Origin of the sequence: Labedella phragmitis, assembly GCF_004078635.1 — a bacterium.
In the GTDB taxonomy this organism is placed as follows: Bacteria; Actinomycetota; Actinomycetes; order Actinomycetales; family Microbacteriaceae; genus Labedella; species Labedella phragmitis.
In genome coordinates, this window is sequence record NZ_RZNB01000002.1 from 56,710 (window position 1) to 83,031 (window position 26,322).

At 70.6% G+C, this 26,322-nt stretch carries 28 protein-coding genes; 17 read left to right on the top strand and 11 right to left on the bottom strand.

Annotation, left to right across the window (positions count from 1 at the left end; genetic code table 11):
• Nucleotides 1-34 precede the first annotated feature (34 nt).
• The 7 genes from ELQ90_RS04950 to ELQ90_RS04980 are packed head-to-tail and all read left to right on the top strand — an operon-like array spanning nt 35 to nt 7,789.
• On the top strand, nt 35-1,090 hold the full coding sequence (locus ELQ90_RS04950; RefSeq protein ID WP_128494184.1) for an ABC transporter permease: 1,056 nt from the start codon (nt 35-37) through the stop codon (nt 1,088-1,090).
• 3 nt (nt 1,091-1,093) lie between these two features.
• Nucleotides 1,094-2,836: a dipeptide/oligopeptide/nickel ABC transporter permease/ATP-binding protein gene (locus ELQ90_RS04955; protein WP_128494185.1), complete on the top strand. Its 1,743-nt coding sequence runs from the start codon at nt 1,094-1,096 to the stop codon at nt 2,834-2,836.
• Nucleotides 2,833-3,621, top strand: a complete 789-nt coding sequence (locus tag ELQ90_RS04960) for an ABC transporter ATP-binding protein (protein WP_128494186.1) — start codon at nt 2,833-2,835, stop codon at nt 3,619-3,621. The genes ELQ90_RS04955 and ELQ90_RS04960 overlap by 4 nt, the downstream gene beginning before the upstream one ends.
• Nucleotides 3,618-5,105 carry an amidohydrolase gene (locus ELQ90_RS04965; RefSeq protein ID WP_128494187.1) on the top strand — a complete coding sequence of 496 codons (1,488 nt, stop codon included), beginning with the start codon at nt 3,618-3,620 and terminating at the stop codon, nt 5,103-5,105. Before ELQ90_RS04960 ends, ELQ90_RS04965 begins: the two co-directional genes overlap by 4 nt.
• Nucleotides 5,105-5,968, top strand: a complete 864-nt coding sequence (locus ELQ90_RS04970) for an alpha/beta fold hydrolase (RefSeq protein ID WP_166408856.1) — start codon at nt 5,105-5,107, stop codon at nt 5,966-5,968. Before ELQ90_RS04965 ends, ELQ90_RS04970 begins: the two co-directional genes overlap by 1 nt.
• On the top strand, nt 5,961-6,602 hold the full coding sequence (locus tag ELQ90_RS04975) for an FMN-binding negative transcriptional regulator (RefSeq protein WP_128494189.1): 642 nt from the start codon (nt 5,961-5,963) through the stop codon (nt 6,600-6,602). Before ELQ90_RS04970 ends, ELQ90_RS04975 begins: the two co-directional genes overlap by 8 nt.
• Nucleotides 6,599-7,789, top strand: a complete 1,191-nt coding sequence (locus ELQ90_RS04980) for a M20 metallopeptidase family protein (protein WP_128494190.1) — start codon at nt 6,599-6,601, stop codon at nt 7,787-7,789. Before ELQ90_RS04975 ends, ELQ90_RS04980 begins: the two co-directional genes overlap by 4 nt.
• 42 nt (nt 7,790-7,831) lie before the next feature.
• Here the strand turns inward: ELQ90_RS04980 and ELQ90_RS04985 are convergent, their stop codons facing one another.
• Both ELQ90_RS04985 and ELQ90_RS04990 read right to left on the bottom strand, forming a co-directional pair.
• Nucleotides 7,832-8,068, bottom strand: a complete 237-nt coding sequence (locus ELQ90_RS04985) for a DUF1653 domain-containing protein (RefSeq protein ID WP_128494191.1) — start codon at nt 8,066-8,068, stop codon at nt 7,832-7,834.
• A gap of 84 nt (nt 8,069-8,152) precedes the next feature.
• The gene (locus ELQ90_RS04990; RefSeq protein ID WP_128494192.1) at nt 8,153-8,623 is read right to left on the bottom strand and encodes a DUF2000 domain-containing protein; all 471 of its coding nucleotides are present in this window, start codon (nt 8,621-8,623) and stop codon (nt 8,153-8,155) included.
• A 68-nt stretch (nt 8,624-8,691) separates the two neighbouring features.
• Here ELQ90_RS04990 and ELQ90_RS04995 point away from each other — a divergent pair, with 68 nt between their 5' ends.
• The 6 genes from ELQ90_RS04995 to ELQ90_RS05020 all read left to right on the top strand — a co-directional run bounded on the left by ELQ90_RS04995 (nt 8,692) and on the right by ELQ90_RS05020 (nt 12,612).
• Nucleotides 8,692-9,186 carry an Lrp/AsnC family transcriptional regulator gene (locus ELQ90_RS04995; protein WP_243696018.1) on the top strand — a complete coding sequence of 165 codons (495 nt, stop codon included), beginning with the start codon at nt 8,692-8,694 and terminating at the stop codon, nt 9,184-9,186.
• 103 nt (nt 9,187-9,289) lie between these two features.
• Nucleotides 9,290-10,093 carry a sulfite exporter TauE/SafE family protein gene (locus ELQ90_RS05000; protein WP_128494193.1) on the top strand — a complete coding sequence of 268 codons (804 nt, stop codon included), beginning with the start codon at nt 9,290-9,292 and terminating at the stop codon, nt 10,091-10,093.
• 144 nt (nt 10,094-10,237) lie between these two features.
• Entirely contained in the window at nt 10,238-10,675 is a 438-nt protein-coding gene (locus tag ELQ90_RS05005; RefSeq protein ID WP_128494194.1) for a hypothetical protein, read from the top strand.
• Nucleotides 10,672-10,893, top strand: coding sequence for a helix-turn-helix transcriptional regulator (locus ELQ90_RS16905; RefSeq protein WP_279432121.1), 222 nt, complete (start codon nt 10,672-10,674; stop codon nt 10,891-10,893). Before ELQ90_RS05005 ends, ELQ90_RS16905 begins: the two co-directional genes overlap by 4 nt.
• 65 nt (nt 10,894-10,958) lie before the next feature.
• Nucleotides 10,959-11,933, top strand: coding sequence for an NAD(P)-dependent alcohol dehydrogenase (locus tag ELQ90_RS05015; protein ID WP_166408858.1), 975 nt, complete (start codon nt 10,959-10,961; stop codon nt 11,931-11,933).
• Nucleotides 11,934-12,015: 82 nt separating this feature from the next.
• Nucleotides 12,016-12,612 carry a uracil-DNA glycosylase family protein gene (locus ELQ90_RS05020; RefSeq protein ID WP_243696019.1) on the top strand — a complete coding sequence of 199 codons (597 nt, stop codon included), beginning with the start codon at nt 12,016-12,018 and terminating at the stop codon, nt 12,610-12,612.
• On the opposite strand, the gene ELQ90_RS05025 is transcribed toward ELQ90_RS05020, so the two are convergent.
• Both ELQ90_RS05025 and ELQ90_RS05030 read right to left on the bottom strand, forming a co-directional pair.
• A complete protein-coding gene (locus tag ELQ90_RS05025; protein ID WP_128494197.1) occupies nt 12,605-13,468 on the bottom strand; it encodes an Fpg/Nei family DNA glycosylase in 864 nt (287 codons plus the stop codon). The genes ELQ90_RS05020 and ELQ90_RS05025 overlap by 8 nt on opposite strands.
• Nucleotides 13,469-13,536: 68 nt before the next feature.
• Complete coding sequence (locus tag ELQ90_RS05030) at nt 13,537-13,854, bottom strand: DUF7882 family protein (RefSeq protein ID WP_128494198.1); 318 nt, start codon at nt 13,852-13,854, stop codon at nt 13,537-13,539.
• A gap of 133 nt (nt 13,855-13,987) precedes the next feature.
• Here ELQ90_RS05030 and ELQ90_RS05035 point away from each other — a divergent pair, with 133 nt between their 5' ends.
• A complete protein-coding gene (locus ELQ90_RS05035) occupies nt 13,988-14,941 on the top strand; it encodes a helix-turn-helix transcriptional regulator (protein WP_128494199.1) in 954 nt (317 codons plus the stop codon).
• Between the two features lie 81 nt (nt 14,942-15,022).
• On the opposite strand, the gene ELQ90_RS05040 is transcribed toward ELQ90_RS05035, so the two are convergent.
• Both ELQ90_RS05040 and ELQ90_RS05045 read right to left on the bottom strand, forming a co-directional pair.
• Nucleotides 15,023-17,230 carry a YhgE/Pip domain-containing protein gene (locus ELQ90_RS05040; RefSeq protein WP_128494200.1) on the bottom strand — a complete coding sequence of 736 codons (2,208 nt, stop codon included), beginning with the start codon at nt 17,228-17,230 and terminating at the stop codon, nt 15,023-15,025.
• Entirely contained in the window at nt 17,227-17,859 is a 633-nt protein-coding gene (locus tag ELQ90_RS05045) for a TetR/AcrR family transcriptional regulator (protein WP_128494201.1), read from the bottom strand. The genes ELQ90_RS05040 and ELQ90_RS05045 overlap by 4 nt, the downstream gene beginning before the upstream one ends.
• A gap of 96 nt (nt 17,860-17,955) precedes the next feature.
• Between ELQ90_RS05045 and ELQ90_RS05050 the strand changes: the two genes are divergently transcribed.
• Entirely contained in the window at nt 17,956-18,885 is a 930-nt protein-coding gene (locus tag ELQ90_RS05050) for an aldo/keto reductase (protein ID WP_208020574.1), read from the top strand.
• Nucleotides 18,886-18,948: 63 nt separating this feature from the next.
• On the opposite strand, the gene ELQ90_RS05055 is transcribed toward ELQ90_RS05050, so the two are convergent.
• Nucleotides 18,949-20,019, bottom strand: a complete 1,071-nt coding sequence (locus ELQ90_RS05055) for an SDR family NAD(P)-dependent oxidoreductase (protein ID WP_128494202.1) — start codon at nt 20,017-20,019, stop codon at nt 18,949-18,951.
• A 77-nt stretch (nt 20,020-20,096) separates the two neighbouring features.
• Between ELQ90_RS05055 and ELQ90_RS05060 the strand changes: the two genes are divergently transcribed.
• Nucleotides 20,097-20,654 (top strand): TetR/AcrR family transcriptional regulator, encoded by a 558-nt coding sequence (locus tag ELQ90_RS05060; protein ID WP_128494203.1) that lies wholly within the window; start codon nt 20,097-20,099, stop codon nt 20,652-20,654.
• Between the two features lie 47 nt (nt 20,655-20,701).
• Here the strand turns inward: ELQ90_RS05060 and ELQ90_RS05065 are convergent, their stop codons facing one another.
• Genes ELQ90_RS05065 through ELQ90_RS05075 form a run of 3 tightly spaced genes read right to left on the bottom strand, consistent with a single transcriptional unit; the run spans nt 20,702 to nt 23,581 of the window.
• A complete protein-coding gene (locus tag ELQ90_RS05065; protein ID WP_128494204.1) occupies nt 20,702-21,568 on the bottom strand; it encodes an ABC transporter permease in 867 nt (288 codons plus the stop codon).
• A complete protein-coding gene (locus ELQ90_RS05070; RefSeq protein ID WP_128494205.1) occupies nt 21,555-22,511 on the bottom strand; it encodes an ABC transporter ATP-binding protein in 957 nt (318 codons plus the stop codon). Before ELQ90_RS05070 ends, ELQ90_RS05065 begins: the two co-directional genes overlap by 14 nt.
• Nucleotides 22,508-23,581: a LolA family protein gene (locus ELQ90_RS05075; RefSeq protein ID WP_128494206.1), complete on the bottom strand. Its 1,074-nt coding sequence runs from the start codon at nt 23,579-23,581 to the stop codon at nt 22,508-22,510. Before ELQ90_RS05075 ends, ELQ90_RS05070 begins: the two co-directional genes overlap by 4 nt.
• A 141-nt stretch (nt 23,582-23,722) precedes the next feature.
• Here ELQ90_RS05075 and ELQ90_RS05080 point away from each other — a divergent pair, with 141 nt between their 5' ends.
• On the top strand, nt 23,723-24,274 hold the full coding sequence (locus ELQ90_RS05080; protein WP_128494207.1) for an MOSC domain-containing protein: 552 nt from the start codon (nt 23,723-23,725) through the stop codon (nt 24,272-24,274).
• A 48-nt stretch (nt 24,275-24,322) separates the two neighbouring features.
• On the opposite strand, the gene ELQ90_RS05085 is transcribed toward ELQ90_RS05080, so the two are convergent.
• Nucleotides 24,323-26,224, bottom strand: coding sequence for a DEAD/DEAH box helicase (locus ELQ90_RS05085; RefSeq protein ID WP_128494208.1), 1,902 nt, complete (start codon nt 26,222-26,224; stop codon nt 24,323-24,325).
• Nucleotides 26,225-26,322: the final 98 nt, after the last annotated feature.

The window sequence follows — 26,322 nt, forward strand, 5'->3', positions numbered from 1 at the left end:
TCCCCCGGCACCCGTCGACAGGTTGGGCTGACCCATGACGATACCTCCGGCACCGGCACCGAGCCCGACCTCGGTCCTCGCCTCCCCGACACCGGTGACGCCGGCGTCCGGTGACCGGGGGGATCGGCTCCGACAGCTCGTCGGCTCGCCGCGACTCGCGTTCGTCATCCGGCGGCTCGCCCGTGCAGTCGTCTCGCTCGTGATCGTGCTCATCGCGTCGTTCTTCCTCGTCCACCTCGTCCCGGGCGATCCGGTGCGGGCCGCCCTCGGTCCCACCGTGTCGCCCGAGGCGGTCGAGGCGCTCCGTCGCGAGCTCGGCCTCGATCTCCCGCTCGGGCAGCAGTTCCTCGACTACCTCAGGGGACTCGTGACGGGCGACCTCGGTGTCTCCGTCACGTCGCAGCGACCCGTCGGGGCGACCCTCGCCGAACGGCTGCCGACGACGCTGCTGCTTGCGGTCGTCTCGTTCGTCGTCGCGGCTCTCGGGGCCTTCCCGATCGGCGTCGCGACGGCCGTCTCCTCGCGGAGCGGGCGCCACCGGGCGGCCGACCTGGGCGTCTCCGGCCTGCTCGGCGTCCTCATCGCGGTGCCGAACTTCCTCCTCGCCGTGCTGCTCATCTCGGTGTTCAGCGTCGGCCTGCAGGCGTTCCCACCCGCCGGCTGGGGGCAGCCGTCCCAGGTCGTGCTCCCGGTCATCGCGCTCGCGATCGGCCCGCTCGCGTACCTCTCGCGCATCGTGCACGTCGAGATGCTGCGCGTGCTCGAGGAGCCGTACCTCACGACCGCGCGCAGCAAGCGGCTGCCCGGTCGCATCCTCTACGTGCGGCATGCGCTCCCGAACATCGTGGCAGCGACGCTCACGGCCGGAGGCGTCGTGCTCGTCGGCCTCGTCGCGGGCACCGTGCTCATCGAGACGGTCTTCGTCATCCCCGGCATCGGGTCGACGATCGTCTCCTCGATCACGGCGAAGGACTACCCGCTCATCCAAGGCGTCGTGCTCGTGTACGCGATCCTCGTCCTCGCCGCCAACCTGCTCATCGACCTCGCCCTGGCAGCGCTCGACCCGCGCTCGGCGATCGCGGAGGCCTGATCCATGTCGTCTCGATTCGTCCGCACGCTCCGCACTCCGGCAGGCATCACCGTCATCGCCGGGGTCGTCATCGTGCTCCTCGCCACGGTCTTCGGGCCCGTCCTGTTCGGCGAGGCCGCGTCAGCCCGGGACATCGCGGGGCGGCAGCAGGGAGCGAGCCTCGAGCATCCCTTCGGGACCGACGAGCTCGGTCGCGACCTGCTCGCCCGCGTCATCGTCGCGACACGGATCTCCGTGCTGCTCACGCTCGGCGCGACGGGGATCTCGGTCGTCGGCGGCGTGATCGTCGGCATCGTCGCGGCGGTGCTGCCGTCGTTCGCGCGCCGACTCGTCAACGCGCTCATCGACATCCTGCTGTCGTTCCCGTGGCTGCTGCTCGCCCTGTTCTTCTCCGTCATCTGGGGCACGACGGCGACAGGAGCGATGCTCGCCGTCGGCTTCGCGGGCATCCCCGTCTTCGGGCGCCTCGTCTCGACGCTCGCCTCCTCCGTCGCGGGCAGCGATTTCGTGCACGCCGCACGCATCCTCGGCAGCAGTCCGTTGCGCACGGCAGTGCGTCACGTCGTGCCGAACATCCTGCCGCCGCTCCTCGTCAACACGGCGTCGCACGCCTCCGTCACCCTGCTGTCGTTCGCGGCGCTGTCGTTCCTCGGGCTCGGCGTGCAGGCCCCCGAGTACGACTGGGGCCGATTGCTCAACGAAGGGGCGCGACGCATCTACGTCGACCCGATGGCGGCGATCGGCCCCGGCATCGCGATCGTGCTGACGGGGGTCGTGTTCTCGCTGCTCGGGGCGCTCTTCAGCGAGAAGCGCTCGGGTCGGACGCTCCGCGCGCTGCCGCGTCGGTCGCGCGCCGAGACGCGGGCGATCTTCACGGTCCCCGATACCGCACCCGTCGTCGAGGCCGTCGACCTGCGCGTCTCCTTCCGGGCGGAGGACGGAGGCGTCGTCGAACGCGTGCACGGCGTCTCGCTCAGCGTGGCACCGGGGGAGATCGTCGGGATCGTCGGGGAGTCCGGCTCCGGAAAGTCCGTCACGGCCATGGCGATCGCGGGCCTCCTCGGACCGGATTCACTCGTGGAGAGCGACACGCTCGTCTTCCGCGGCATCGACATGACGCGTGAGCCCACGTCGGTCGAGAAGCGCCGGCTCGCCCTCGAGCAGGCGATGATCTTCCAGGACCCGCTGAGTTCGCTGAATCCGTCGCTCACCGTCGGTCGGCAGTTGCGCGAGGTCAGCGAGATCCATGGGCGGACCGGCCGGGCCGCCGCGCTCGCGCGAGCCGTCGAGGCGCTCACGCTCGTCCGCATCCCCGACGCCGCCCGGCGGCTCGGCCAGCTACCGCACGAGTTCTCGGGCGGCATGCGGCAGCGGGCGATGATCGCGATGGGACTCATGGGCTCGCCCCGCCTCATCATCGCCGACGAACCGACGACCGCGCTCGACGTCACGGTCCAGCGTCAAGTGCTGCGCGCCCTGCGCGACGCGCAGCGCTCGACGGGCGCCGCGATCCTGCTCATCTCGCACGACATCGCGCTCGTGAGCGGATTCTGCGATCGTGTCATCGTGATGCGGCACGGGCGCGTCGTCGAGGAGCTCGCCGCCGATCGGCTCGACGAGGCCCGTCACCCGTACACCCGCGGGCTCATCGCGTGCGTCCCCGACATGGGCACCGACCGCGACGAACCGCTCCCCGTGATCGACGCCGGTGAGCCGGTCCCCGAGCAGAAGGAAATCGTCGCATGAGCGAGCTCGAGTTCCGCCAGGTGAGCGTGCGGTACGGCCACGGCCGTTCGGCGCACCTCGCCGTCGACAGCGCCGACCTCGTCGTGCGAGGCGGCACGACACACGGCCTCGTGGGGGAGTCGGGGAGCGGCAAGTCGACGATGGCCCGCATCGCCGTGGGCCTCACACCCGTGTCGGGCGGGTCGATCCTGCTCGACGGTGTGGACATCACCGATCGCGCGAAGGAGGCGCGGCTCGCCCGACGACGCGTGCAGATGGTGTTCCAGGACCCGTTCAGTGCTCTCGATCCCCGCATGCCGATCGGCGCGTCGATCGCCGAGGGCCTCCTCGCGACGGGGCGCTCATACTCCCGACTCGACCGCGAGGCCCGGGTGCACGCGCTCCTCGACCGCGTGCAGATCGATCCCTCGAGAGCCGGCGAATCGCCGTCCGCGTTCTCCGGCGGTCAACGCCAGCGGATCACGATCGCGCGCGCCCTCGCAGCGGAGCCCGCCGTCCTCATCGCAGACGAGATCACCTCGGCCCTCGACGTCTCGGTCCAGGGCGTCGTCCTCAACCTGTTGCGCGACCTGCAGCAGGAACTCGACCTCACGATGCTCTTCATCTCCCACAACCTCGCCGTCGTGCGCTACGTGAGCGACGAGGTGAGCGTCATGCGTGCCGGCCGGATCGTCGAACACGGAGAGACGTCGACGGTGCTCGCGCACCCGACCGACCCGTACACCCGGGAGCTCCTGCGCTCCGTGCCCGTCATGGGCGAACCGCTCGAACTGGAGGACGCATGACCGCCACCCCCTCGATCCTGCTGCGCGATGCGCGGCTGCTCGGGGTCGACGAACCCCGCGACGTGCTCGTCGTCGACGGACGGATCGCCCGGATCGGCGCCCGCCGCATGCTCGTCGTGCCCGGCGTGCCGGAGCTCGCCCTCGACGGGCGCACCCTCGCGCCCGGGCTCTGGGACGGTCATGTGCACTTCACGCAGTGGGTCGTCAAGCGGGAGCGCGTCGACCTCGCCCCCGCGGACAGCGCCGCGGCGGCCGTCGCCATCATGCGGGCCGCACTGCCCGGCTCCGACGCCCGGATCCTCGTCGGCTACGGCTTCCGCGATGCCCTCTGGCCGGACGCACCGACCCTCGCCGCGCTCGACGAGATCGCCCCCGATCGGCCCCTCATGCTCATCAGCGGCGATCTGCACTGCGGATGGCTCAACTCCGCCGCCGGTCGGTTGTACGGGCTCACGCTGCCGGAGGACGGCGTGCTGCGCGAGACCGAGTGGATCGGCGCGCTCGGTGTGCACGACCGCGGTGCACAGCCGGGGCTCGCGTCCTACCGGGCGGCGGCAGCGGATGCCGCCAGCCGCGGCGTCGTCGGCATCGTCGAGTTCGAGAACCAGGACAACGCCACCATCTGGCCGGACCGCGTCGCCGCGGGCGTCGACTCCCTCCGTGTGGAGGGATCGGTGTGGCCGGAGCGGCTCGAGGAGGCGATCGAGCGGGGACTCCGCACGGGCGATCCCCTCGACGACGCCGGGCTCGTCTCCTTCGGACGCTTGAAGATCGTCGTCGACGGCTCCCTCAACACGCGGACGGCGTTCTGCTGGGCGCCGTATCCGGGTCTCGACCCGGCCGACCCGCACTCCTACGGGGTGCAGGCGGTGAGCCCTGAGCAACTCGTCGGGCTGCTCCGCCGTGCGCACGAGAACGGCATCGCCCCCGCGGTGCACGCGATCGGCGACCAGGCCAACGCCGAGGTCATCGACGCGTTCGAGAGTCTCGGGATCGCGGGGATCGTCGAGCACGCTCAGCTCGTCGCGGCTGAGGACTTCGAGCGCTTCGGACGACTCGGTCTCGTGGCGAGCGTGCAGCCGGAGCACGCGATGGACGACCGCGACGTCGCCGACCGGCACTGGCACGGTCGCACCGATCGGGCATTCGCGTTCCGCTCCCTCCACGAGGCCGGTGCGACCGTGCACCTCGGTTCCGACGCGCCCGTGGCGCCGCTCGACCCGTGGCTCGCGATCTCCGCGGCCGTCTCACGATCGCGTGACGGCCGCGACCCGTGGCACCCCGAGCAGACGCTGCCCGTCGACCTGGCCGTCTCCGCGAGCACGCGCGGCCGCTACACGATCGCGGAGGGGGAGGTCGCGGACCTCGTCGTCCTCGACGCCGACCCGCTGACGGCCCCGGCGACGGAACTCCGCGAGATGCCCGTCGCGGCGACCATGCTCGGCGGGCGATGGACGTGGAACGACCTCGAGGGCGGCCTCTGATGCCCGTCACGATGGTCGACGACGTCCGCATCCACTTCGAGGTGGCCGGCGACGAGCGCGGCGAACCCCTCGTGCTCATCGGCGGGGGTGCGACGCAACTCATCGACTGGCGCGACGAGTTCGTGGACCTCCTCGTCGCCGAGGGCTTCCGGGTGATCCGCTTCGACCACCGCGACACCGGCCTCTCGCAGCGCTTCGGAGGGGTCGGCGACGTCGACGGCGGCTACTCGGTCGCGGAGGCGGCCGAGGACGTCCTGCGCATCCTCGACACGATCGGGCTGCCCTCCGCGCACCTCGCGGGGCACTCGATGGGCGCGATCATGGCGCAGTACCTCGCGCTCGATCACGCCCACCGCGTGCGGAGCATCGTGCTGCTGTCCTCGATCCCGGGACTCGATCCCGTCTACCTCTCGGCGGCGGAGGCCGCGACGGCCGAGAGCACGCCGGTGCCCGCCGTGGCGCTCGCGCGCGAGGACGCGATCGAGCAGTTCGTCGGCTACCAGCGCTCGATGCACGCTCCGGCGTTCGAATTCGACGAGGAGGACGAGCGACGCCACGCCGCCCGCCAGATCGATCGCGGTTACGAGCCGAACGGGTTCCTGCGTCACGGCGCCGCCCTGGTCCGCGCGACGGATCGCCTCGAGCGGCTCCGCTCCCTGTCCATCCCTGTGGCCGTGGTCCACGGCAGTGAGGACACACTCCTGCTGCCGCTCGCCGCCGAGCTCACGGCCGAGGCCGTCCCCGGCGCCGAGCTCCGGATCTTCGAGGGCATGGGACATCGACTCGAACGGGCGCTCTGGCCCGAGTACGTCGACATCATCGTGCGCACAGCGCGCCGAGCGACGGGAGGAACCGATGCGTGAGAACGCCGACTACGCGATGACCGATCCCGACGAGGTGCGGGCGCTCATCCGCTCCGCGCCGTGGGCGACGATGGTGAGCGCCACGGCGGACGGGCTCGTCGCCTCGCACTACCCGTTCCTCCTCGAGGAGGGGGACGACAGCGACGACATCACGGTCGTCTCGCACGTCGGACGCCCCGACGAGCGGCTCCACGAACTCGGCTCGCACGAGCTCCTCGTGATCTTCTACGGCCCCTCCGGCTACGTCTCGCCGGGGTGGTACGACGTGCCGGCGGCCGTTCCGACGTGGAACTTCGCGACGGTGCACGCGTACGGCACACCCGAGATCCTGAGCGACGAGGAGAATCTCGCGGTGCTCGAGCGCCTCGTCGACCACTTCGAGAATCCTCTGCCGAATCCGTTCCGGATGCGACGCACGCTCGAGAACACCGCGTACGCGGAACGCATCGTGCACGGGACCGTCGGGTTCCGGATGCGCGTCTCGCGCGTCGTGGCGAAGGAGAAGATGAGTCAGGACAAGCCCGCCGAGGTCGTCGAGCGCGTCGTGACGGCGCTCGAGGCCCCCGGTCCCTACCGGAACGAAGCGCTCGCGGAGCGTATGCGGCACGTGCTCCTGACGGACCGATCCTCGTGAGTGCGCGGCTCGACGCGTCGCCGCTCCTCGACGACCTCGTGGCGGTCCGGCGCCGACTGCACGCTCGAGCCGAAGTGGGACTCGATCTCCCGATGACGCAGGCTCTCCTGCTCGAGGAGCTCTCGGGCCTCGATCTCGAGATCACCCTCGGTCGCGAGCTGTCGTCGGTGACGGCGGTCCTGCGCGGCGATCGGCCGGGCCCGGTCGTGCTGCTTCGAGCCGACATGGACGCGCTCCCGATCGTCGAGGCCACGGGGCTCCCGTTCGCCTCGACGACGGGGGCGATGCACGCGTGCGGACACGACCTGCACATGGCGGGGCTGCTCGGCGCCGTCCGCCTGCTGCACGAGCGCCGACCCGACCTGCCGGGCACCGTCGTGGCGATGTTCCAGCCCGGCGAGGAGGGCTTCGCCGGCGGTCGGATCATGATCGAGGAGGGTGTGCTCGACGCCGCGGGGACGCGTCCCGTGGCCGCGTACGCCGTGCACGTGGATTGCGTGACCGATCGAGGAGACGTCGTGACGCGATCGGGCCCCATCATGGCGAGCGCGAGCGGGATGCGGATCCGTGTCGGCGGCACCGGCGGTCACGCGGCGTTCCCCGAGCAGGCGATCGATCCGGTCCCCGTCGCGGCGGAGATCGTGCTCGCGCTGCAGAGCTTCGTCGCGCGTCGTGTGCCCGCAACGGATCCCGCCGTGGTCTCGGTCACCCGCATCGCGACCGAATCGACGGCCGCCAACGTCCTCGCCACGGGCGTCACGATCGAGGTGAACATCCGCACGCTCTCTCGGGAGACGTTCGCGCTCGTGAGGGAGCGGCTCGCCCCTCTCGTCGTCGGCATCGGTACGGCGCACGGGTGCGAGGTGACGACCGAGTACATCGACTCCTATCCCGTGACCGTCAACGATCCGGCGGAGACGGCGATCGTCCTCGACCTGCTCGACGAGCTCCGCGGCGCCGATCGGGTCGTGCGGATGCCCGCTCCCTCCATGGCGTCGGAGGACTTCGCCTACGTGCTCGAGGAGGTGCCGGGGACCCTCGTCTTCCTCGGGGCGCGGCCGAGCGACGTCGCCGTCGCGGGAGCGCCCGGTATGCACTCGGATCACGCGGTGTTCGACGACTCGATCCTCGCCACGCACGCAGAGGTGCTCGCCGAGCTCGCTCTCGCTCGTCTTCGCCGCGATTGACGCTCCCTGACCGAGGCCGCCGCGCCGCCGGTCGCGGCGGCGTCAGGCGATGCGTCGGAAGCGGGGCCCGCTGTACCCGTCGCGATCCACGTGCTCGATGAACATCGCGAGCGGCCGGACCCAGAACGAGTAATCGCCGTAGAGCGTGCGGTAGAAGACGAGCGCCTCGCCCGTCTCGGTGTGGGTGCCGACGCCGTGCACCTCGTAGCGGGAACCCGTGAAGTGCTCGTAGATGCCGGGGGAGACGGCGTCGTCGCTGGAGGGGGTCGCGTCGGTCACATCGCCACCCTACCGATGCCGGCCCTCGAGCCAGCGGCGCACGCCCGGGTCGGTCGTCAACCTCTGACCCTCGCCCCGTGCGTCCTAGGGCAGCAGCGGAAGGCGACCGACGAGGCGGTCGACCCGGTTCCGAGGCCCCACGATGCTCACCGCGAGGAGTTCGAGCGCCTCCGTGCCCGAGCCCGCGACCTCGCCGAGGTACTCGTCGTAGACCCGCGTCGACTGCGCGGCCGCGGGCATGTCGGCGACGAAGACGTCCGCCGACCCCTCGGCCTTCGCGCGGATCGTGTGCAACTGCTCGGACGTGGCGCCGACGATGGTGCAACCGGCCCAGGGCAGGCCGGGGTGCGCCGAGCCGTCCGCGTCGATCGCGTCCGGTCCGAGCAGACCGGCGACCGCCGTGCTCGTCGCCGCCGCCACGCACACCGCGGCGTTCACGGCGCGTCCGCCGGGGAGGCTCGAGTCCACCGCGACAACCCACTTGAGTCGGGCGGAACGGGTGGGGCTCGCGGTGTCGATCTCGTCGGGGAAGAAGCCGATCGTGCTGTTCGTCATGCCTCCAGCTATTCATACATACGAACCGCGATCAATTCGTCCGAATGAGTGCTCACTACAATCGCGATATGCCTGACATCGACGAACTCGACGCACGGATTCTGACCCTCCTGCAGCACGACGCACGGATGAGCAATCGAGACGTCGCGAACGCCGTCGGGGTGTCGCCGACCACCGCGCTCGACCGAACGCGCGCGCTGCGGGAGGCGGGGGTGTTCACGGGCGCGAGTCTCGACGTGGAGCTCTCCTCGATCGGCCGGTCCGTCCAGGCGCTCGTGGCGGTCCGCATCCGGCCGCCGTCGCGGAAAGTCATCGAGGCGTTCCGGGACTGGGTGCGGGGGTTGCCCGAGACGATCGGCGTCTTCGTCACGACGGGCGACCAGGATTTCATCGTGCACGTGGCCGTGCCCGACAACGACGCGCTCTACGCCTTCGTGATCGACAAGCTCACGAGCCGCCCGGAGATCGCCGACGTCCGCACGTCCGTCGTCTACGAGCACGTGAGGCGGAAGGTCGTCGAGCCCCACGCCGACGTCGTGCGGCCCGTCCGCCGCCGAAGCTGACGCCACCGTCAGTCGCTCGGGGCGGCCGTTCCGAACGGGTACGGCGTGGTTTTGACGACGACGGCCCCGGGTGCAACAGTTGCACGGGAACAAAGGGGGCGGCATGACATCGGACGGGCAGTCGGCGGCGGTCGCGAGGGCCTCCATCGGTGCACTCATCGCCCTCGGCCTCGTCGCGGGTTTCCTGTCGGGGCTCTTCGGCGTCGGTGGCGGCATTATCGTCGTCCCGGCCCTCCTGCTCCTCGGCGTCGATCAGCGCCTCGCGGCGGGCAGTTCCGTCGCGGCCATCCTGCCGACGTCCGTGGTGGGTGCCGTGGGATATGCGATCTCCGGTCAAGTCGACTGGATCGCGGGAGTGCTCCTCGCCGTCGGGATCATCGCGGGCGCGCAGCTCGGGACGTACCTGCTCCCGCGCATTCCGCGGAACGCACTGTTCTGGGCGTTCGTCGTCTTCCTCCTCGTGGTGACCGTGAGTCTGTGGTTCTCGGTCCCCGAGCGCGGCGATGCCATCGGGCTGAACGTGTGGACGGCCATCGCCCTCGTGCTCACGGGCGGCGTCACGGGAGTGCTCTCGGGCCTCATGGGCGTGGGCGGCGGCATCATCGTCGTCCCCGTGCTCATCGCGTTCTTCGGCGCCGGCGACCTCGTCGCGAAGGGGACATCGCTGCTCATGATGGTTCCCGGGTCGATCTCCGCGACGGTCGGGAACGCGCGTCGAGCGAACGTGGACTGGCGCATCGCCGCGCTCGTCGGTGGGGCGGCGTGCTTCGGGTCCCCAATGGGGATCGTCACCGCGACCGCCATCTCGCCGTTCTGGTCGAACATCGCGTTCTCGGTGCTCATGATCGCGGTCGTCGTGCAGCTCGTGGTGCGGCACGTCCGGTCGCGACGGTCCCGGCCCGCCTGAGTCGAGCCACCTGCCCGCGCCCTGCCGGCGCTCTGTCGTGCTCCGCCCCGCGCGCGCACAGCGATGTAAAAAATCCTTGACGCCACGTCGAAAATAGTCGACACTGGGGATGTCAAACATTGCTGACATTGTCGGGAGGATCCCATGAGCGCTCACGAACGTTCCACGTGGCTGTACGGAGTCGTGGCGATCGTAGGGTACGTCACCTACGTCGTCGTGCTCCTCACCGTTTCGGGCGGCGGCCCGCTCGAGGACGCTCCGTACGAACCGCTCCTCATCGGCACCGTCGTCGGAGCGATCGTCGTCGGGATCGTCGCGAACATCGTGCTCGGGATCGTGGCGGGGATGATCGGCGGGCGTGGCGCCGGCCGCGTCGACGTCCGCGACCAGGAGATCTCGCAACTCGGGGAGCGAGTCGGCAACGCGCCCCTGGTCCTCGCCGCACTCGGTGCTCTCGTGCTCGCGATCGTCGACGCCGACGCGTTCTGGATCGCGAACGCGCTGTACCTCGGCTTCGTGCTCTCCGCCGTCCTCGGCACCGTCGCGCGGCTCGCGGTCTACCGGGGCGGGCTGCGCGCGTGAAGCCGACCCGCGTCACCAACCGAGTCCGCGCCTTGCGTTTCGAACACGACGAGATGACCCAGGCGCAACTCGCGGAGCATCTCGGCGTCACCCGACAGACGGTCATCGCAATCGAGCAGGGACGCTACTCGCCCTCGCTCGAGATGGCGTTCCAGATCGCGAAGGTGTTCGGCGTCCCGCTCGACGACGTCTTCGCCTACCCGGAGGACGAGCGATGACGGCCGCAAGGGGAGCGCCGGACCCGGCCTCCGACCGGAACGATGCCACGCGAGAAGGAGTGACGATGCGAGCAGTCGTGCAGGACCACTACGGGGACGTCGACGTCCTGCGAGTCGACGAGAGACCGGTCCCCGAGCCGGGTGCCGGCGAGGTGCTCGTCCGGGTGGGTGCTGCTGGGCTCAACATGGCCGATTGGCACCTCATGACGGGGAAGCCCTACCTGGCGCGCCTCGCCCTCGGACTCCGCCGCCCGCGCGCGACGACGCGAGGAGAGGACGTCGCCGGCACGGTCGAGGCCGTCGGCGAGGGGATCGATCGCTTCGCCGTCGGCGATCGGGTCTTCGGGTCGGCATCGGCTGCGTTCGCCGAGTTCGTGGTCGCCCGCGCCGACCGTCTCGTCCGCACTCCGGCCGCAGTGGACGATCGCGTCGCCGCGGCGAGCCCCATGGCGGGGTTCACGGCGCTGCACGCGCTGCGGGTCGCGTCGATCGACGCGCCGGTCGGCGACGTGCGTGTGCTCGTGACGGGGGCCGGGGGAGGAGTCGGCGGTTTCGTCGTGCAGTACGCGAGCGCCAGAGGGGCGCACGTCACCGCGGTCTGCAGCGCGGCGAAGGCGGACGCGGCTCGCGCCTTCGGTGCCCACGAGGTCGTCGACTACGCGAGTCGAGACATCACGCAAGGACCCGAGACGTGGGACGTCGTCATCGACTTCGCCGGTGCTCGCCCGGTCTCGGCCTGGCGGAGGGTGCTCGCTCCCGGCGGTCATCTCGTCCTCGGCGGGGGCGAGGGCGGCAACCCGATCGTCGGTCCCCTGGATCGGGCCCTGCCCGGAGCGCTCGCCACGCTCACCCGCGCCGCTCGCGTCACGACGCTCCTGGCCACGACGAACCTCCCGGACCTCGAACGGATCGCCGCGGATCTCGAGAGCGGCGTGCTTCGACCTCTCGTGGCCCGCGCCTACGGCCTCGACGAGGTTCCCCTCGCGATCGAGGACCTCCGGGGCGCGGTTCACCCGGGCAAGCTCGTCGTCGTCCCCTGAGCGCGGTCCGGGCCGTCGACCTCGACCCGACGCCGCCCTCCTCCGCGCCATGCCGCGAGAGCGGGAGTGGAACACTGGGAGGGTGACCTCGCTCCTCGACCTCCGTGCCGAGATCGCCGCGCACCCGTCCAACGCCTGGGCGACGGAGCAGGGCTGGCGGCCCCTCGTCGTCGGCTCGCCGCGTTCGCGCGTGCTCCTCATCGGCCAGGCCCCCGGGCGACGGGCGCAGGAGAGCGGCATCCCCTGGAACGACGCGAGCGGAGTGCGGCTACGGTCGTGGCTCGGGGTCTCGGACGCCGAGTTCTACGACACCGAACGATTCGCGATCGTGCCTATGGACTTCTACTACCCGGGCAAGGCTCCCGCGAGCGGCGACCTGCCACCGCGGCGCGACGTCGCACCGCTCTGGCACCCGCGCATCCTCGCCGCGCTCACCGACGTGCGGCTCACGATCCTCGTCGGATCGTACGCTCAGCGGTACTACCTCGGGTCCCGGCGGGCACCGACACTCACCGAGACCGTGCGTCGTGCACCCGAGTTCCTGCCGTACTTCCCGGTCGTCCATCCCTCACCGCTCACCCTCGGCTGGCAAGCGCGCAACGCGTGGTTCGACACCGACACGATCCCGGCACTCCGCGCCCTCGTCGCCGCTGCGCTCGACGGCGACGCCGCTACTTGAGCAGTCGCGAGAGCACGCGGTCCGCGAGCGGTTTTCCGCGGGTCTGGCAGGTCGGGCAGTACTGCAGGCTCGAATCCGAGTAGGTCACCTGCCGGACGGTGTCGCCGCACACCGGGCAGGCCTCGCCCGTTCGCCCGTGCACGCGCATGCCGGACTTCTTCTCGCGCTTGAGCTCGGTGGCGTCGAGTCCGTCGGACCGTTCCACCGCGTCCTCGAGCGTGCTGCGCATCGCCGTGTAGAGCCGCGAGACGTCGTCCGGGTGCATCGATGCCGGCGCGAACGGGGACATCCGGGCGACGTGGAGGATCTCGTCGGAGTAGGCGTTGCCGATTCCTGCGATGACCGCCTGGTTGCGCAGCAGTCCTTTGATCTGTGACCGACCGGAGTGGGCGAGGATGTCCGCGAAGACCGCTTCCGTGAAGTCGTCGCTCAGGGGATCAGGGCCGAGCCGCTCGATACCGGGCACCTCGGAGGGGACACGCACGATCGAGAGGGCGAGGCGCTTGGTGGTGCCCGCCTCGGTGATGTCGACGGCGCCGCCGCCTTCGAGGACGAGTCGCGCCGCGAGCGGGCCCGTGCCCGGCCGGCCCGTCGGTCGGTCGGGCGTCTCCTCGCGCCAGCGCATCCAGCCGCCCCTCGCGAGGTGGATCACGAGGTGCACGTCCCCGATGGCGAGGTCGAGGAACTTGCCGTGGCGGGCCACCCCGTGCACGGCGGTGCCGGCCAAGGCCGATGCCGGCGGATCGAACGTCTTGAGAGCGGCGAACGAGAAGACGTCGAGGCGAGCGACGACGCGACCACTCAGTCGTCTGTCGAGCGCTGTGACGAGAGCGTGCACCTCGGGAAGCTCCGGCATGTTCCCATGATGCGCCGAACCGCCGACACCCGCGAGAATCAGGACCCGCCGTGTCTTGCGCCGGTGCGTCAGCGCGTCGTGACGGCGACGGGCTCGCCGTCACGGTCGACGATGCGCAAGCCGCCGGTCGCATCGGCCGTCTTGTTGAGGGCGTCGACCCAGACGAGCTCGAGCGGGACGTCGCCGGGGGCGTCGAACTCGAAGCTCAGCGGCGCGTTGGGACTGAGCCAGAGCGAGCGTTCCCGCCCGTCGACGGAGCCGTCGTCGGTCCAGGTGAGGAGGAAGGACTCGCCCCGTCGGTACCGTTGGACGATGGCGTACTGCAGGTGCGCGAGGGTCGCGTCGTCGACATACAGCACTGAATCGTTGTAGATGACCGAACCCATGTTTCCCTTCCGCGGTTCCCGGGCGAGCCTATCCATAATGCGCACTCCCGGTGGGAGGTCGGGGCGGGCGGCGCCGCTCACCTCGGCGCGCCGGGGGGTCCGGATCGCGGTGATGAACGCCTAAAATGGGGGGATGCCGGCGGTTCAGCGGAGAGATGTCGTCACGAGCGATCGCGAGGACGCGAACGAACTTTTCCGGGCGGCCTTCCCGGGCATCTCGCTCGTTGCGGCGGAGGACGACAGACCGTTCCGCTTCCGGCATTCGGTTGCGGGAGACGGTCGGCTGATGACCTACTCGCTGGTGATCGCGGGATCGGCGACCGGGCACGGGACGATGCCGGAGGGCATCGCCGTCGGCGGCGTCCGCCGTGGCCGCTTCGACGTCGCCTACGGTCACGACGTGGTCGACACGGCCCGGCCGTACCTCCGCCCTCCCGGCGAGTCGACGATCGTGTTCGACGACGCCCACGTCGACCTCGTGACGCTCGACCTCGAGGCGTTCTCGGCCGCTGCTCGGCGCTATGTCGATGACGACCGGCTCCCGTCGCTCCTGCCGCGACCGGGCAGGACGGCGCCCCTCACTCCTGCCGCAGCGCGCAGCTGGAGGATCGCGGCCGATCGGGCGCTCGCCACCGTCACGGACGAGGAGGCCGTCGCGTCGGCGCTCGTCCGCGAGCGGCTCTTCGACATGATGGTGCGGGTCCTGCTGACGAGTTTCGAGATCGTGCCGGGGCGGCCGTGGGATGACGGTTCGGCGGTTCCTGCGGCGTCCGGTGTTCGTCGAGCGATCGCCTATCTCGACGAGCACATCGCCGAACACGTCACGCTCCCCGACGTCGCGGAGGCCGCTCGGCTCTCCGTCCGGTCGGTGCAGCACGTGTTCCGTCGACACGTCGGTACGACGCCGCTCGGCTATCTCAGGGATCGCCGCCTCGACGCCGTCCGGCTCGAGCTCATCGCCTCCGACCCGGCCGTCGTGACCGTCGCGGAGGTCGCCAGGAGGTGGGGCTTCGCCCACCTGTCGCGCTTTTCCCAGGCTTATCACGCACGCTTCGGCGAGTACCCGCGCATGACGATTCGCAGTTGAACCCGCGTCGCGCGCAGTCACTCGGTGGCGGTGGCGGTGGCGGTGGCGGCTCGCTCGGGCGTGCGGTCGGCACCCGCGTCGTCAGGCGGACGCCGCGCGCGCCGAGACTCCCGTGGGCGTATGGTCTCGGCGCGCTCGCGCGGCCGCGACCGTCGTGACGAGCAGCGAGCCGAGCAGCCACACCGACATGACGCCGATGCCCGGCGCGATCCCGATCTCCCCTCCCGCGATGAGCGAGCGGAACGACTCGACCGCGTAGGTCAGGGGGAACCACCCGTGCAGCGTCTGGAAGAACGTCGCCGCCGTCTGGATCGGATAGGTGCCTCCGGCAGAGGACAGCTGCAGCACGACGAGCATGAGCCCGATGAAGCGTCCCGGCGCGCCGAGGAGCGAGACGAGGGCCTGGTTCATCGCGACGAAGGTGACGCTCGCGAGGGCGGCGATGGCGTAGAGGCCGCCGAGCGATGCCGCCTCGATCCCGAGGGCGAGGTGCACGATCGTGACCATGAGGGCGCTCTGCACGACGCCCATGACGGCACCGGGAACGAAGCTGCCGAGCGCGACGAACCACGCGGGGCGCCCGCTCGCGACGAGGGACTCGCGGAGCGGCTTCATCATGAGGTAGAACGCGAGCGCCCCCACCCAGAGCGCGAGCGACATGAAGTAGGGCGCGAGTCCCCAACCGTACGCGGGCACCTCGTTCACGCGCTCGGCGTTGAGCCGCACGGGGGCCGACGCGACCTCGCTCACGCGCGAGGCGTCGGATTCGGAGTAGTCGGGGATGTCGTCGACGCCGCTCGAGAGCCCGTCCGAGAGGTCGGTCGATCCCGAGCGGAGGGACGCGAGGCCGTCGTCGAGCTGCCGGGCTCCGTCCGACGCCGAGGAGGCGCCGTCGGCGAGTGTCGCTCCACCGCTCGCGAGCGCGGCGGCACCGGCGGACACCTGCGCCGTTCCGTCGGCGAGTGTCGATGCGCCGGTCGCCGCGTCGGAGACGGCGGTCACGAGGGAGTCGAGGTCTCCGACGAGCGTGTCGACGCCCGCCGCGAGCTCGCCGGCGCCGGAATCGACGTCGGCGGCTCCGGACACGAGAGTGTCGGCTCCCGCCGCGAGTGCCGTGAGGCCCGGCTTCGCGGGGGTTCCGACGAGTGCCGCGGTGCCGCCGGCGAGCTGGGCGGACTTCTCGGTGAGCGTCTGCGCGCCCGAGTCGAGCGCGGACGCCGTCGCCGCGAGTCGCTGCAGAGCGACGAGGCGTTCCGCGTCGGTCAGGCCGGCGTAGTCGTCGATGAGCGCGGAGAGACCGGAGGACACCGCGGAGGTCCCGGATTCGAGTTGCTGGGTCGCGCGGGGGAGGTCCGCCGCGCCGGTCGCTATCGTCTCGGCGCTCGTGGCCGCGAGCGCAGCCTTCGAGGCGAGCTCGGATGCTCCGACGGCCACGTCGTGCGCGCCGCCCGCGACGGCGTCCGATCCGGTGTCGAGCGGCGCCGTCTTCCCGGGAAGGGCCGACGTCGCGTCCTCGAGGTCCGAGAGGCCCGAGCTCAACCGCTGCGCGCCGTCCTCCGCGGACGTGGCACCCGCAGCGAGGGTCGAGGCACCGTCGGACAGGTCGACGGCCCCGCTCGTGAGGTCCGAGAGTCCGACCACGAGGTCACCGGCACCGTTCGACGCGTCGGCGGCTCCCGCGGCGAGCTCGTCCGCTCCGTCGGAGGCGTCGGCGACCCGGTCGTGGATCTCGGAGAAGCCGAGGTAGACGTTCTCGAGGTATTCGGCGGAGACCTGGGAGGACAGGGTCTCCGTCACCGCCGTCCCGACGCTCGTCGCGACGGAACCGACGACGACGTTGGCACCGTCGTTCGTCTCGATCGAGAGTCTCGCGGCGCGGGCGTCGGCGGAGTCGTCGGCGGCGGGGGAGACCGCCGCCGACGAGAAGTCCTCGGGGACGGTCAGCACGACGAGGACGTCGCCCGCCGCGAGGTCGGCGGTCGCCTCGTCGGCGCTCTCCTCCCTCCAGTCGAAGTTGGTCGACTCGTCGTTCGAGAGGAGCTCGTCGGCGAGGTCACGGCCCAGGTCGATGGGCTTCGCGTCGTCCGTGTTCGGTGTCGCGCCGGTGTCGAGGTCGACGATGGCCGCGGGAACGGCGTCGAGATTGTGCGTGGGGTCCTCGTTCGACCAGATGAGCGCTCCCGCGTAGATGAGGGGGATGATCGCGATCCCGAACAGCACGACGAACAGTCGGCGAGAACCGAGCAACCGTTCGCGGAGGGTGGGCTTGTGGGGTGATGCGGTGCTCATCGAGTGGTCGTTTCCGGGATCGTGATGCGGAGGATGGAGTCGATACGGTCGGGTGACGACCCCGTCGAGGAGAGCAGGAGGACGCCGACGCGGCGGGTCATCTCGTCGACGCTCGCGCGCTCGGCCGCGTCCGTCGAGAGCCACGACGTGATCGTCCAGAACACGCCAGCCGCGAGGAAGTCCGCGAGTTCGAGGGGCAGGAGGGACACGCCGATGACGGGAGCGAGCGGCGACACGGTGCGGAGCCGCTCGGACAGGAAGCGGATGACGCTCGCGGCGAAGTGCTGGCCGCCGGGGCCCGAGACGGCGCGGAGGTAGAAGGCGGAGTGCTCGGCGAAGTGGGCGATGAGCTCGTGCACCGTGCGCTGCGTGAAAGCCGTCCACGAGTCGCCGATGTTGTCGGGCGTCGCGATCGTCTCGAACGCTTCCCGCACGCGCGACAGCGCCGCGGCGTGCACGAGGGTCGGGAGATCACCGAAGTGCTGGTAGAACGACGGCCGACTCACGCCGGCGGACGCGACGAGATCGGTGATGCTCACGAGTTCCGGGTCGCGATCGTCGAGCGCGGCCGTCGCTGCGGCGATGAGTGCGTTCCGCGTGCGAGCGAGACGCGGGTCGGCCAACGACATGTGCGGCCTCCTTTCTTACGCATGTAAGAAATCTTACGACTGTAAAATTGCGGAGTCAACGGCTCGGATGATCCGAGCGCACGGGAGAATGGGGGAGTGAAGAACATTGCACTGCCGCAAACCGATTTGACCGCCTCCGATGTGATCCTCGGACTGATGCGCATCAGCCCCCTGAGTGACGAGGAGATCCGCACCCTCGTCGGCACCGCCCGTGACGCGGGCGTCACCGTCTTCGACCACGCCGACATCTACGGCGACGAGCGACACGGCGCGGAGAAGCGCTTCGGTGACGCCGTCAGCTTCAGCCCCTCCGAGCGCGAATCCGTCATCGTTCAGAGCAAGGTCGGCATCCGCGACGGCTCGTTCGACTTCTCGCGGGAGCACATCCTGCGCACGGTCGACGAATCGCTCGCGGCCCTCCGACTCGACTACCTCGACATCCTGCTGCTGCACCGTCCCGACACCCTCGTCGAGCCCGAAGAGGTGGCCGCGGCGTTCGACGAGCTCGCCGATGCCGGCAAGGTCCGCAACTTCGGCGTCTCGAATCACACCCCCGGCCAGCTCGACCTTCTCCGTCGCTTCGTGACGAAGCCGCTCGTCGTGAACCAGGTGCAGCTCAGCATCACGCACGCGCCGATCATCGCCTCGGGCATCGCCACGAACATGGTCGGTCTCGACCAGTCGATCGACCGCGACAATGGCATCCTCGATTACGCGCGACTGCACGACATCACGCTGCAGGCGTGGTCGCCCTTCCAGAAGGGCTTCTTCGACGGCGTCTTCCTGGGTGACCGCGAGAACTTCGCGGAGCTCAACGACGTGCTCGACGAGCTCGCCGCCCGGTACGATGTCACGCCGACGGGCATCGCGACGGCCTGGATCACCCGGCACCCCGCGAAGATGCAGGTCGTGCTCGGCACGACGAAGCCCGAACGCGTCCGGGAGGCGGCGGCGGGATCCGACATCACCCTCACGCGCGAGGAGTGGTACCGCCTCTTCACCGCGGCCGGCCACATCCTGCCCTGACCCCGGAACATTGATTCGGCGATGGTGCGCGTAACGACGCGCACCATCGCCGCATTTATGGGGTCAGGCGGCGGACCAGCCGCCGTCCGACGCGAGCACGACACCGTTGACGTTGACGCCGTCGTCGCTCAGCAGGAACGTGATGGATGCGGCGAGCGCGTCGCTCTCGACCGCTGCGGGCATGACGGCCATCCCCGTGCGCACGCGTTCCGCTCCGAGCGGTGAGCCGAATGACGCCTGGATGTTCGTGATGGTGGGGCCGGGGGCGACGGCGTTGATGCGCAGGCCGCTCGGGCCGTACATGAACGCGCTGCTCTTCGTGAGGCCCACGACGGCGTGCTTCGACGCGGTATAGGCGGCTCCGGCGGCCGAGCCGCGGAGCGCGGCCTCGGAGGCGACGTTGACGATCGCGCCCGCCGACCGCTCGAGCATGCCGGGGATGACGGCGCGCATGAGCTTCATCGTGCCGTCCACGTTGATGCGGAAGACGCGCGACCAGACGGCGTCGCTCACCTCGCCGACGGGGGTCATGTCGTCCATGATCCCCGCAACGTTCGCGAGGGCGTCGACACGGTCGCCCGCCGCCTCGAGGATCGATGCGATCGACGCGTCGTCGGTGATGTCGCCGACGACCGTCACGACCTCGGCGGAGGCGTGTGCCGAGGCGAACTCGTCGAGTCGCTCCTGCGAGATGTCGACGGCGACGACGCGACCGCCTTCTCGGGCGACGCGCGAGGCCGTCGCGCGACCGATGCCGGAACCCGCTCCGGTCACGATGACGGTCTTGCCGACGAAGCGGCCGGCGTCGATCCGCTCGGTCCACTGGGGGAGCTCGGCGGCAGCCGAGGCAGTCGAGGAGGTCTCGGACGCCGCGGCGGCGCCCTCCGGAGCCGCTCCGGTCGGCACTTCTCCGGCCTCGACGCGACGCACGAGCTCGTCCACGAGCTCCGCGGGGAACTGGCCGTTGCTGACGGCGACGAGCCGGGACAGTGCGAGATTGCGGACCGGCCGCAGCGCGTCGGCGGTCTGGCCGGAGTGCGCGAGCAGATCGCGCAGGATCGGTCCGCCGACGGGGTGGTCGAGCCATGTCCCGACGGGCGACGATGCGGACAGGGGAGACGGTGACGCGGCCATGTTGTGGTCCTGCTTTCTTCTCGGGTGCGGCGGCCCGGCACACAACCGGACAACACTGTCCGGTATAGGCTACACCCGTGCCATCGGAACGCAAGGCGAACAGGGGGCCGAGCGCGGGCCCCGAGAACCGTCGGGCGCTCATCGCCGCAGCCCGGACCGTCTTCGCCGAGGACGGGCTGTCGGCCCCGCTCAGCGCGGTCGCCCGTCGCGCGGGTGTCGGGCAAGGAAGCCTCTACCGGCATTTCCCCGATCGGGTCGCGCTCGCGGTCGCCGTCTTCGACGAGAACATCGTCGAGCTCGAAGCTGTCGCCGAGGCGGAGGGCTCGACCCTCGACGACCTCCTGACCCTCGTCGTCGAGCAGGCCATCGTCTCGACGGCCTTCGTCGACCTCCTCGTCGCCGAGCGGGGCGATCCCCGGGTCGAGCACATCGGCGCACGCTTCCGCGAGGTCGCCGAGACGGTCACGGACAACGAGCGGCGAGCCGGACGTATCTCGTCGACCGTCGCGACGGACGACGTCATCCTCGCCGTCGAGATGCTCGCCGGACTGCTCGCGCGGACGCCCGCCGCCGAGCGTCCCGCCGCGGCCGCCCGCGCCCGCGCGCTGCTCCGCTCCGCCTTCGCCTCCCGCTGACAGCGCTGCCGCTGACAGCGCTGCCGCTGACGCGCTGCCGCGCGGCGTCAGGACAGGATGTCGCGCGTGACGAATCGTCCCATCGCGAGCGAGCCGAAGACGACGACGTAGCCGAACTGCAGGAGCGCGTTCTCGCCGAAGCTCGTCCACGAGATGGGGTCGCGCAGCAGATCGCCGAAGCCGAACCAGTGCGTCGTGAAGAGGTAGGGGTGGATGGCGGAGAGCTGCGACAGCGAGCCGAGGATCTGCGAGGTGATCGACAGCACGACCGTGGCCGCCATCGCCCCGACGGGCACGTCCGTCAGCGTCGAGATGAAGAGCCCGATCGCCGAGAGTCCGAGGAGCGAGACGGCGACGTAGACGGCGATGAGCAGTGCTCGCGCGATCGCGTCGATCACGGGGACCTGGGTCCCCGAGAGCAGCGTGACGGGCCCGACCGGGAAGAGCGCGAGGCCGATCAGGATGCCGACCACCATGACGGTCAGAGCCGCGGTGAGGCAGAACAGGGCCGCGGCGGCGAACTTCACGAGGAGCAGCCGGATGCGGCCGACGGGGGTGATGAGCAGATATCGCAGCGTGCCGAGCGACGCCTCGCCCGCCGTCGAGTCGCCCGCGACGACACCGATCGTGAGCGGGAGGAAGAGCGGAACCGCGACGGTGATCGCGGCGAACCCGGTGAAGAGCCCGTTGCCGGCGATCTCGCCGACGAACGACGGACCTCCTCCCTCGCCCGACAAGCGCACGGCGACCGCGAGGAGGACGGGGATCGCGGCGAGCGCGCTGAGCAGGGCCCACGTACGGCGGCGCCGGAACAACAAGGCGAACTCCGACAGGAGCAGGGCGCCGATCCCGCGGGGCCGCGCGGTGCTCGACGCACGGCCGTGGTCCGCGGCGGGGACTTCAGCGTTCGACATCGAATCCCTCCCCGGTGAGTTCGACGAAGCATTCCTCGAGCGACGGGCGTCGTACGGCGACACCGCGGACACGCACGTCGGCCGCGACGAGGGCCGACACGAGGTCCTCGGACAGGACGTCGCCGGGGAGCGCCGCGTCGACGCGGCGGCCGTCGCCGACATGCACGTCGTCCGTCACGAGAGCTGCGAGGCCGTGCCGAGCGAGCACACCGACGGCGCGTTCCGCATCGGGGGTCTCGAGCTCGAACGCGGCCGTCGTGCCCCGTAACTCGTCGAGCCCGCCCTGAGCGACGAGCCGACCCGTCCGCATGATGGCGGCGTGGGAGCAGAGCTGCTCGATCTCGGCGAGGAGGTGGCTCGACACCAGGACGGTCGTGCCGTCGGCGTTCAGTCCGCGGATGAGCGCTCGCACCTCGCGGGTGCCCTGCGGATCGAGACCGTTGGTCGGTTCGTCGAGCACGATGAGGTCGCGCGGCGAGAGGAGAGCGACGGCTATTCCGAGCCGCTGCTTCATGCCGAGCGAGTACGAACCGACCTTCTTCCGCGCCGCCGCAGGGAGTCCGACCCGTGCGAGCGCGTCGGCGACGCGACCCTCCCGCGTTCGGGACGAGGTCCCGGGCTCGGCGGCGTCGAAGCGCGTGAGGTTGGCCTCGCCCGAGAGGAACGGGTAGAACCCGGGCCCTTCGACGAGAGCACCCACACGGGGCAGGACGTCGGCCGATCGCGACGGCATCTCCGAACCCAGCACCGAGATGGTGCCGGCTGTAGGCGCCGCGAGGGCGAGGAGCATGCGGATGGTCGTGGTCTTGCCCGATCCGTTGGGTCCGAGGAAGCCGAAGACCGATCCGGTCGGGACATCGAGGTCGAGGGAGGAGACGGCCTCGTGGCGACCGAATCGCTTGGTGAGACCGCGGGTCTCGACCGCGAGCCCACTCGTGGTCATCGGGCGGCCGCCTCCAGCGCGTCGATGGACACCGCTCCGGCGAGCACGCGGCCGTCGTCCGTGAAGAGCACGTTGACGAGGGAGGACGAGAGGACACGGCCGCCGTCGACGGCCGTCGTGACGGCGTCGAGGCCCTCGAACGCCGATGCGTCACCGGCCGGCAGCTCGACGATCGTCGTCCATCCGCTGCCGGAGGTGGTGGCGCCGGGCAGCCCGGTTCCGGGTTCGGGCGTTGCCGGGTCGGAGTGCTCGTTCGCCGGGGAGGTCTTCTCGGTGACCTCGACACCGCTCGGGGGTGTGAAGGAGAAGAGGTCGGCATCGGGAGTGCTGAAGTCGATACTCGTGTAGGCGACGCTGATGGCCGGAGAGGAGGAACCGTCGGCCGTGACGGCGAGCCCGAGAGGCAGACCCGTTTCGCCGTCGATCGACACGGTGATCGAGTCGACGAGCGACGCGTCGTCGCGCGGGGTGAGGAGCAGCTCGTATGCACTGCGCCCGGCCACCGTCGCGGTGGAGCCGACGGCGACCGTCGTGGTGCCGTCGAGCGAGGCCAGCAGGTCCTCCGCGACGGAGGACGGAGTGGGGACGTCGGCCGGCGGTAACGTGGGGGAGTCGGGGACGTCGCCCGTGGCGGTGATGTGGATGGCCGACTTCTCGCCCGAGTCGTAGACCCACAGGCCGTCGTCCTCCGTGGCGATCACGTCGCGCTCTCCGAGCCGGTCGAGCACCTGGAGACGGGCGCCGTTGTCGGCGTCGACGTAGACGCGCCCATCGTGCGACGCGGTCGCGAGTTCCATGATGGCTGCGGCGATCGAGGAGTCGTCGCTCGTGGCGCCGGTGCCGGAACCACCGAGCGCGGAGAGGTCGGGAAGGCCGAGGTCGGACGTCTGCGTGAACTCGCCCGAGAAGGCGCGCACGTCGCTCTGCGCGACGAAGGTCAGGAGCTCCTCCGGGGTCTTCTCGGGGAGGTCCTGGGCGGCGTTCGTCGACAGGGGGATGGCGATCGCCGCGGCGACGGCGACGAGGGGGACGGAGGCGAACGGAACCCAGCGCTTCACTGACGTGTTCATGTCCTCAGAATCGCAGGTGAAACTGTGATCCGCATCCGACCAGGGGCGCATCTGTGGACGACGTACTCCGCTTGTGGTCGCTCGATGGCATCGAGGTGTGTCAGCGGGCGGGCGACGCGCCGCAGCGGGCAGAATCGGTGCATGAGCCCTGCAGCCCCCGCGGTCGTGTCCGTGAGTCTCGACCGCGGCCATCACTTCAGCAAGCCGACGGTGCCCGAGATCGTGCTCCTCGAGGGCCTCGGTGTGGAAGGCGACGCCCATGCCGGGACGACCGTCCAGCACCTGTCACGGAAGCGTTGGCACAAGGACGAACCGAACCTCCGTCAGGTGCACCTCATCCACAGTGAGCTGTTCGCCGAACTGGCGGACGAGGGCTTCTCCGTGGGGCCCGGTCAGTTGGGCGAGAACGTGACGACGACGGGCGTCGAGCTCCTCGACCTTCCGCGCGGCACCGTACTGCGCCTCGGCGGCGACGCGAGCGTCGAGATCACGGGACTGCGCAACCCGTGCGTCCAGATCGACCGCTTCCAGGACGGGCTGATGAAGTCGTGCATCCGCGTCGACGACGACGGCACCGTCGAGCGCCGCACGGGTGTGATGGCCGTCGTCCGCTCGAGTGGCGTCATCCGACCGGGCGACGGCATCACCGTCGTCCTCCCGCCCGAACCGCACGAGCCCCTCTCGACCGTCTGACCCGGGAGGGCCGGCGGTCGAAAGAGGCTCGTGCGGTTCGCTCTCGGCTCAGTAGCGGGGCTTGCGCTCCGGCCGGTCGTCGCGGGATCCGCCACGTCGGTCGCCGCCGCGGTCGTCGTTGCGATCGCGGTACCCGCCACGGTCGCCTCCGCCGCGCGGACCGTCGGTGCGGGGGCGCTTGCCCGGCGCGCCACGATCCGGTCGCAGCTCGATGAGCTTCCCGCTGATGCGCGTCTCGGCGAGCTTCGCCAGCTTGTCCTCGGAGAGGTCCGCCGGGAGCTCCACGAGGGAGAAGTCCGGACGGATGTCGATCATGCCGAAGTCCTCGCGGCTGAGCCCGCCCTCGTTCGCGAGGGCTCCGACGATCTGACGGGGTTCGACGCGCTGGCGGCGACCGACCGCGATGCGGTAGGTCGCCATCGGCCCGCTCGACGGGCGCTGACGCCGCTCCGGCCGGTCGTCTCCACCGAAGCGTCCGCCGCCGCCGAAGCGGTCGTCGCGGTCGCCCCGCTCGGGACGGTCGCGCCGCTCGGTGAAGCTCTCCGAGCGGTCCTGAGTGGGGTCGAGCAGGAGCGGCTCGTCGCCCTGCGCGACGACCGCGAGGGCCGCGGCCACGTCGGCTTCCGGCACGTCGTGGTGCGAGACGTAATGCCCGATGATGTCGCGGAATCGGTCGATGCGCTCCGTCTGGCCGAGCGCCGCCGTGATCTGGTCGTCGAAGCGCGAGAGCCGCGTGGCGTTGACGTCCTCGGCCGTGGGGAGGCGCATCTGCGTGAGGGGCTGACGCGTCGCCTTCTCGATCGAGGTGAGCATGCGGCGCTCGCGCGGCGTGACGAAGCTGATCGCGTCTCCCGTGCGACCGGCACGGCCGGTGCGGCCGATGCGGTGCACGTAGGACTCGGTGTCGATCGGCAGGTCGTAGTTGACGACGTGGCTGATGCGGTCGACGTCGAGGCCGCGAGCGGCGACGTCCGTCGCGACGAGGATGTCGAGCTTGCCCGACTTCAGCTGGTTGACCGTGCGCTCGCGCTGCGCCTGTGCGACGTCGCCGCTGATCGCGGCCGCCGTGTAACCACGGGCACGGAGCTTCTCGGCGAGCGTCTCGGTTTCGCTCTTCGTGCGGACGAAGACGATCATCGCCTCGAAGTTCTCGACCTCGAGGATGCGCGTGAGGGCGTCGACCTTCTGCGGGTAGGAGACGACGAGGTAGCGCTGCGTCGTGTTCGAGGAGGTCGTCGTCTTGCTCTTGACGGTGATCTCTTCGGGGTCGTTGAGGTACTTCTGCGAGATGCGGCGGATCTGTGCCGGCATCGTCGCGGAGAAGAGCGCGACCTGCTTGTCGGACGGGGTGTCGGCGAGGATCGTTTCGACGTCCTCGGCGAAGCCCATGCGGAGCATCTCGTCGGCCTCGTCGAGCACGAGGTACTTGAGCTCGGAGAGGTCGAGGGTGCCCTTCTCGAGGTGGTCCATGATGCGGCCGGGTGTTCCGACGACGACGTGCACGCCGCGGCGGAGAGCCGAGAGCTGGACGCCGTAGGCCTGTCCGCCGTAGACGGGGAGGACGTGCACGCCTCGGAGGTGGGCTGCGTAGCTCTCGAACGCCTCGCACACCTGCAGGGCGAGTTCGCGCGTCGGCGCGAGCACGAGGGCCTGCGGCTTCTTCTGCGACGTGTCGAGCCGCGAGAGGATCGGCAGCGCGAACGCCGCCGTCTTTCCGGTACCGGTCTGCGCGAGGCCGACGACGTCGCGCCCCTCGAGCAGGGTCGGGATCGTGGCGGCCTGGATGGCCGACGGCGTCTCGTAGCCGAGGTCCTTGACGGCCTTCAGGACGGTGTCGGCGAGCCCGAGGTCGGCGAATGTCTGGGTCTCGGGGATCTGCTCTGCGGCGGCGTTCACGGTGTCCGTCGACGCCGCGTCGCCCGGCTCCGTCGTGTCCTGAAGGGAAGTCATCCTTTAAGGGTACTCGGTGCCCGCCGATCGGCCGACCGCCGCGTTCTGGGAGGCTGAGTCAGGACGCGCGCTGTCCGCTGTCGTCGCTACCATCGGAC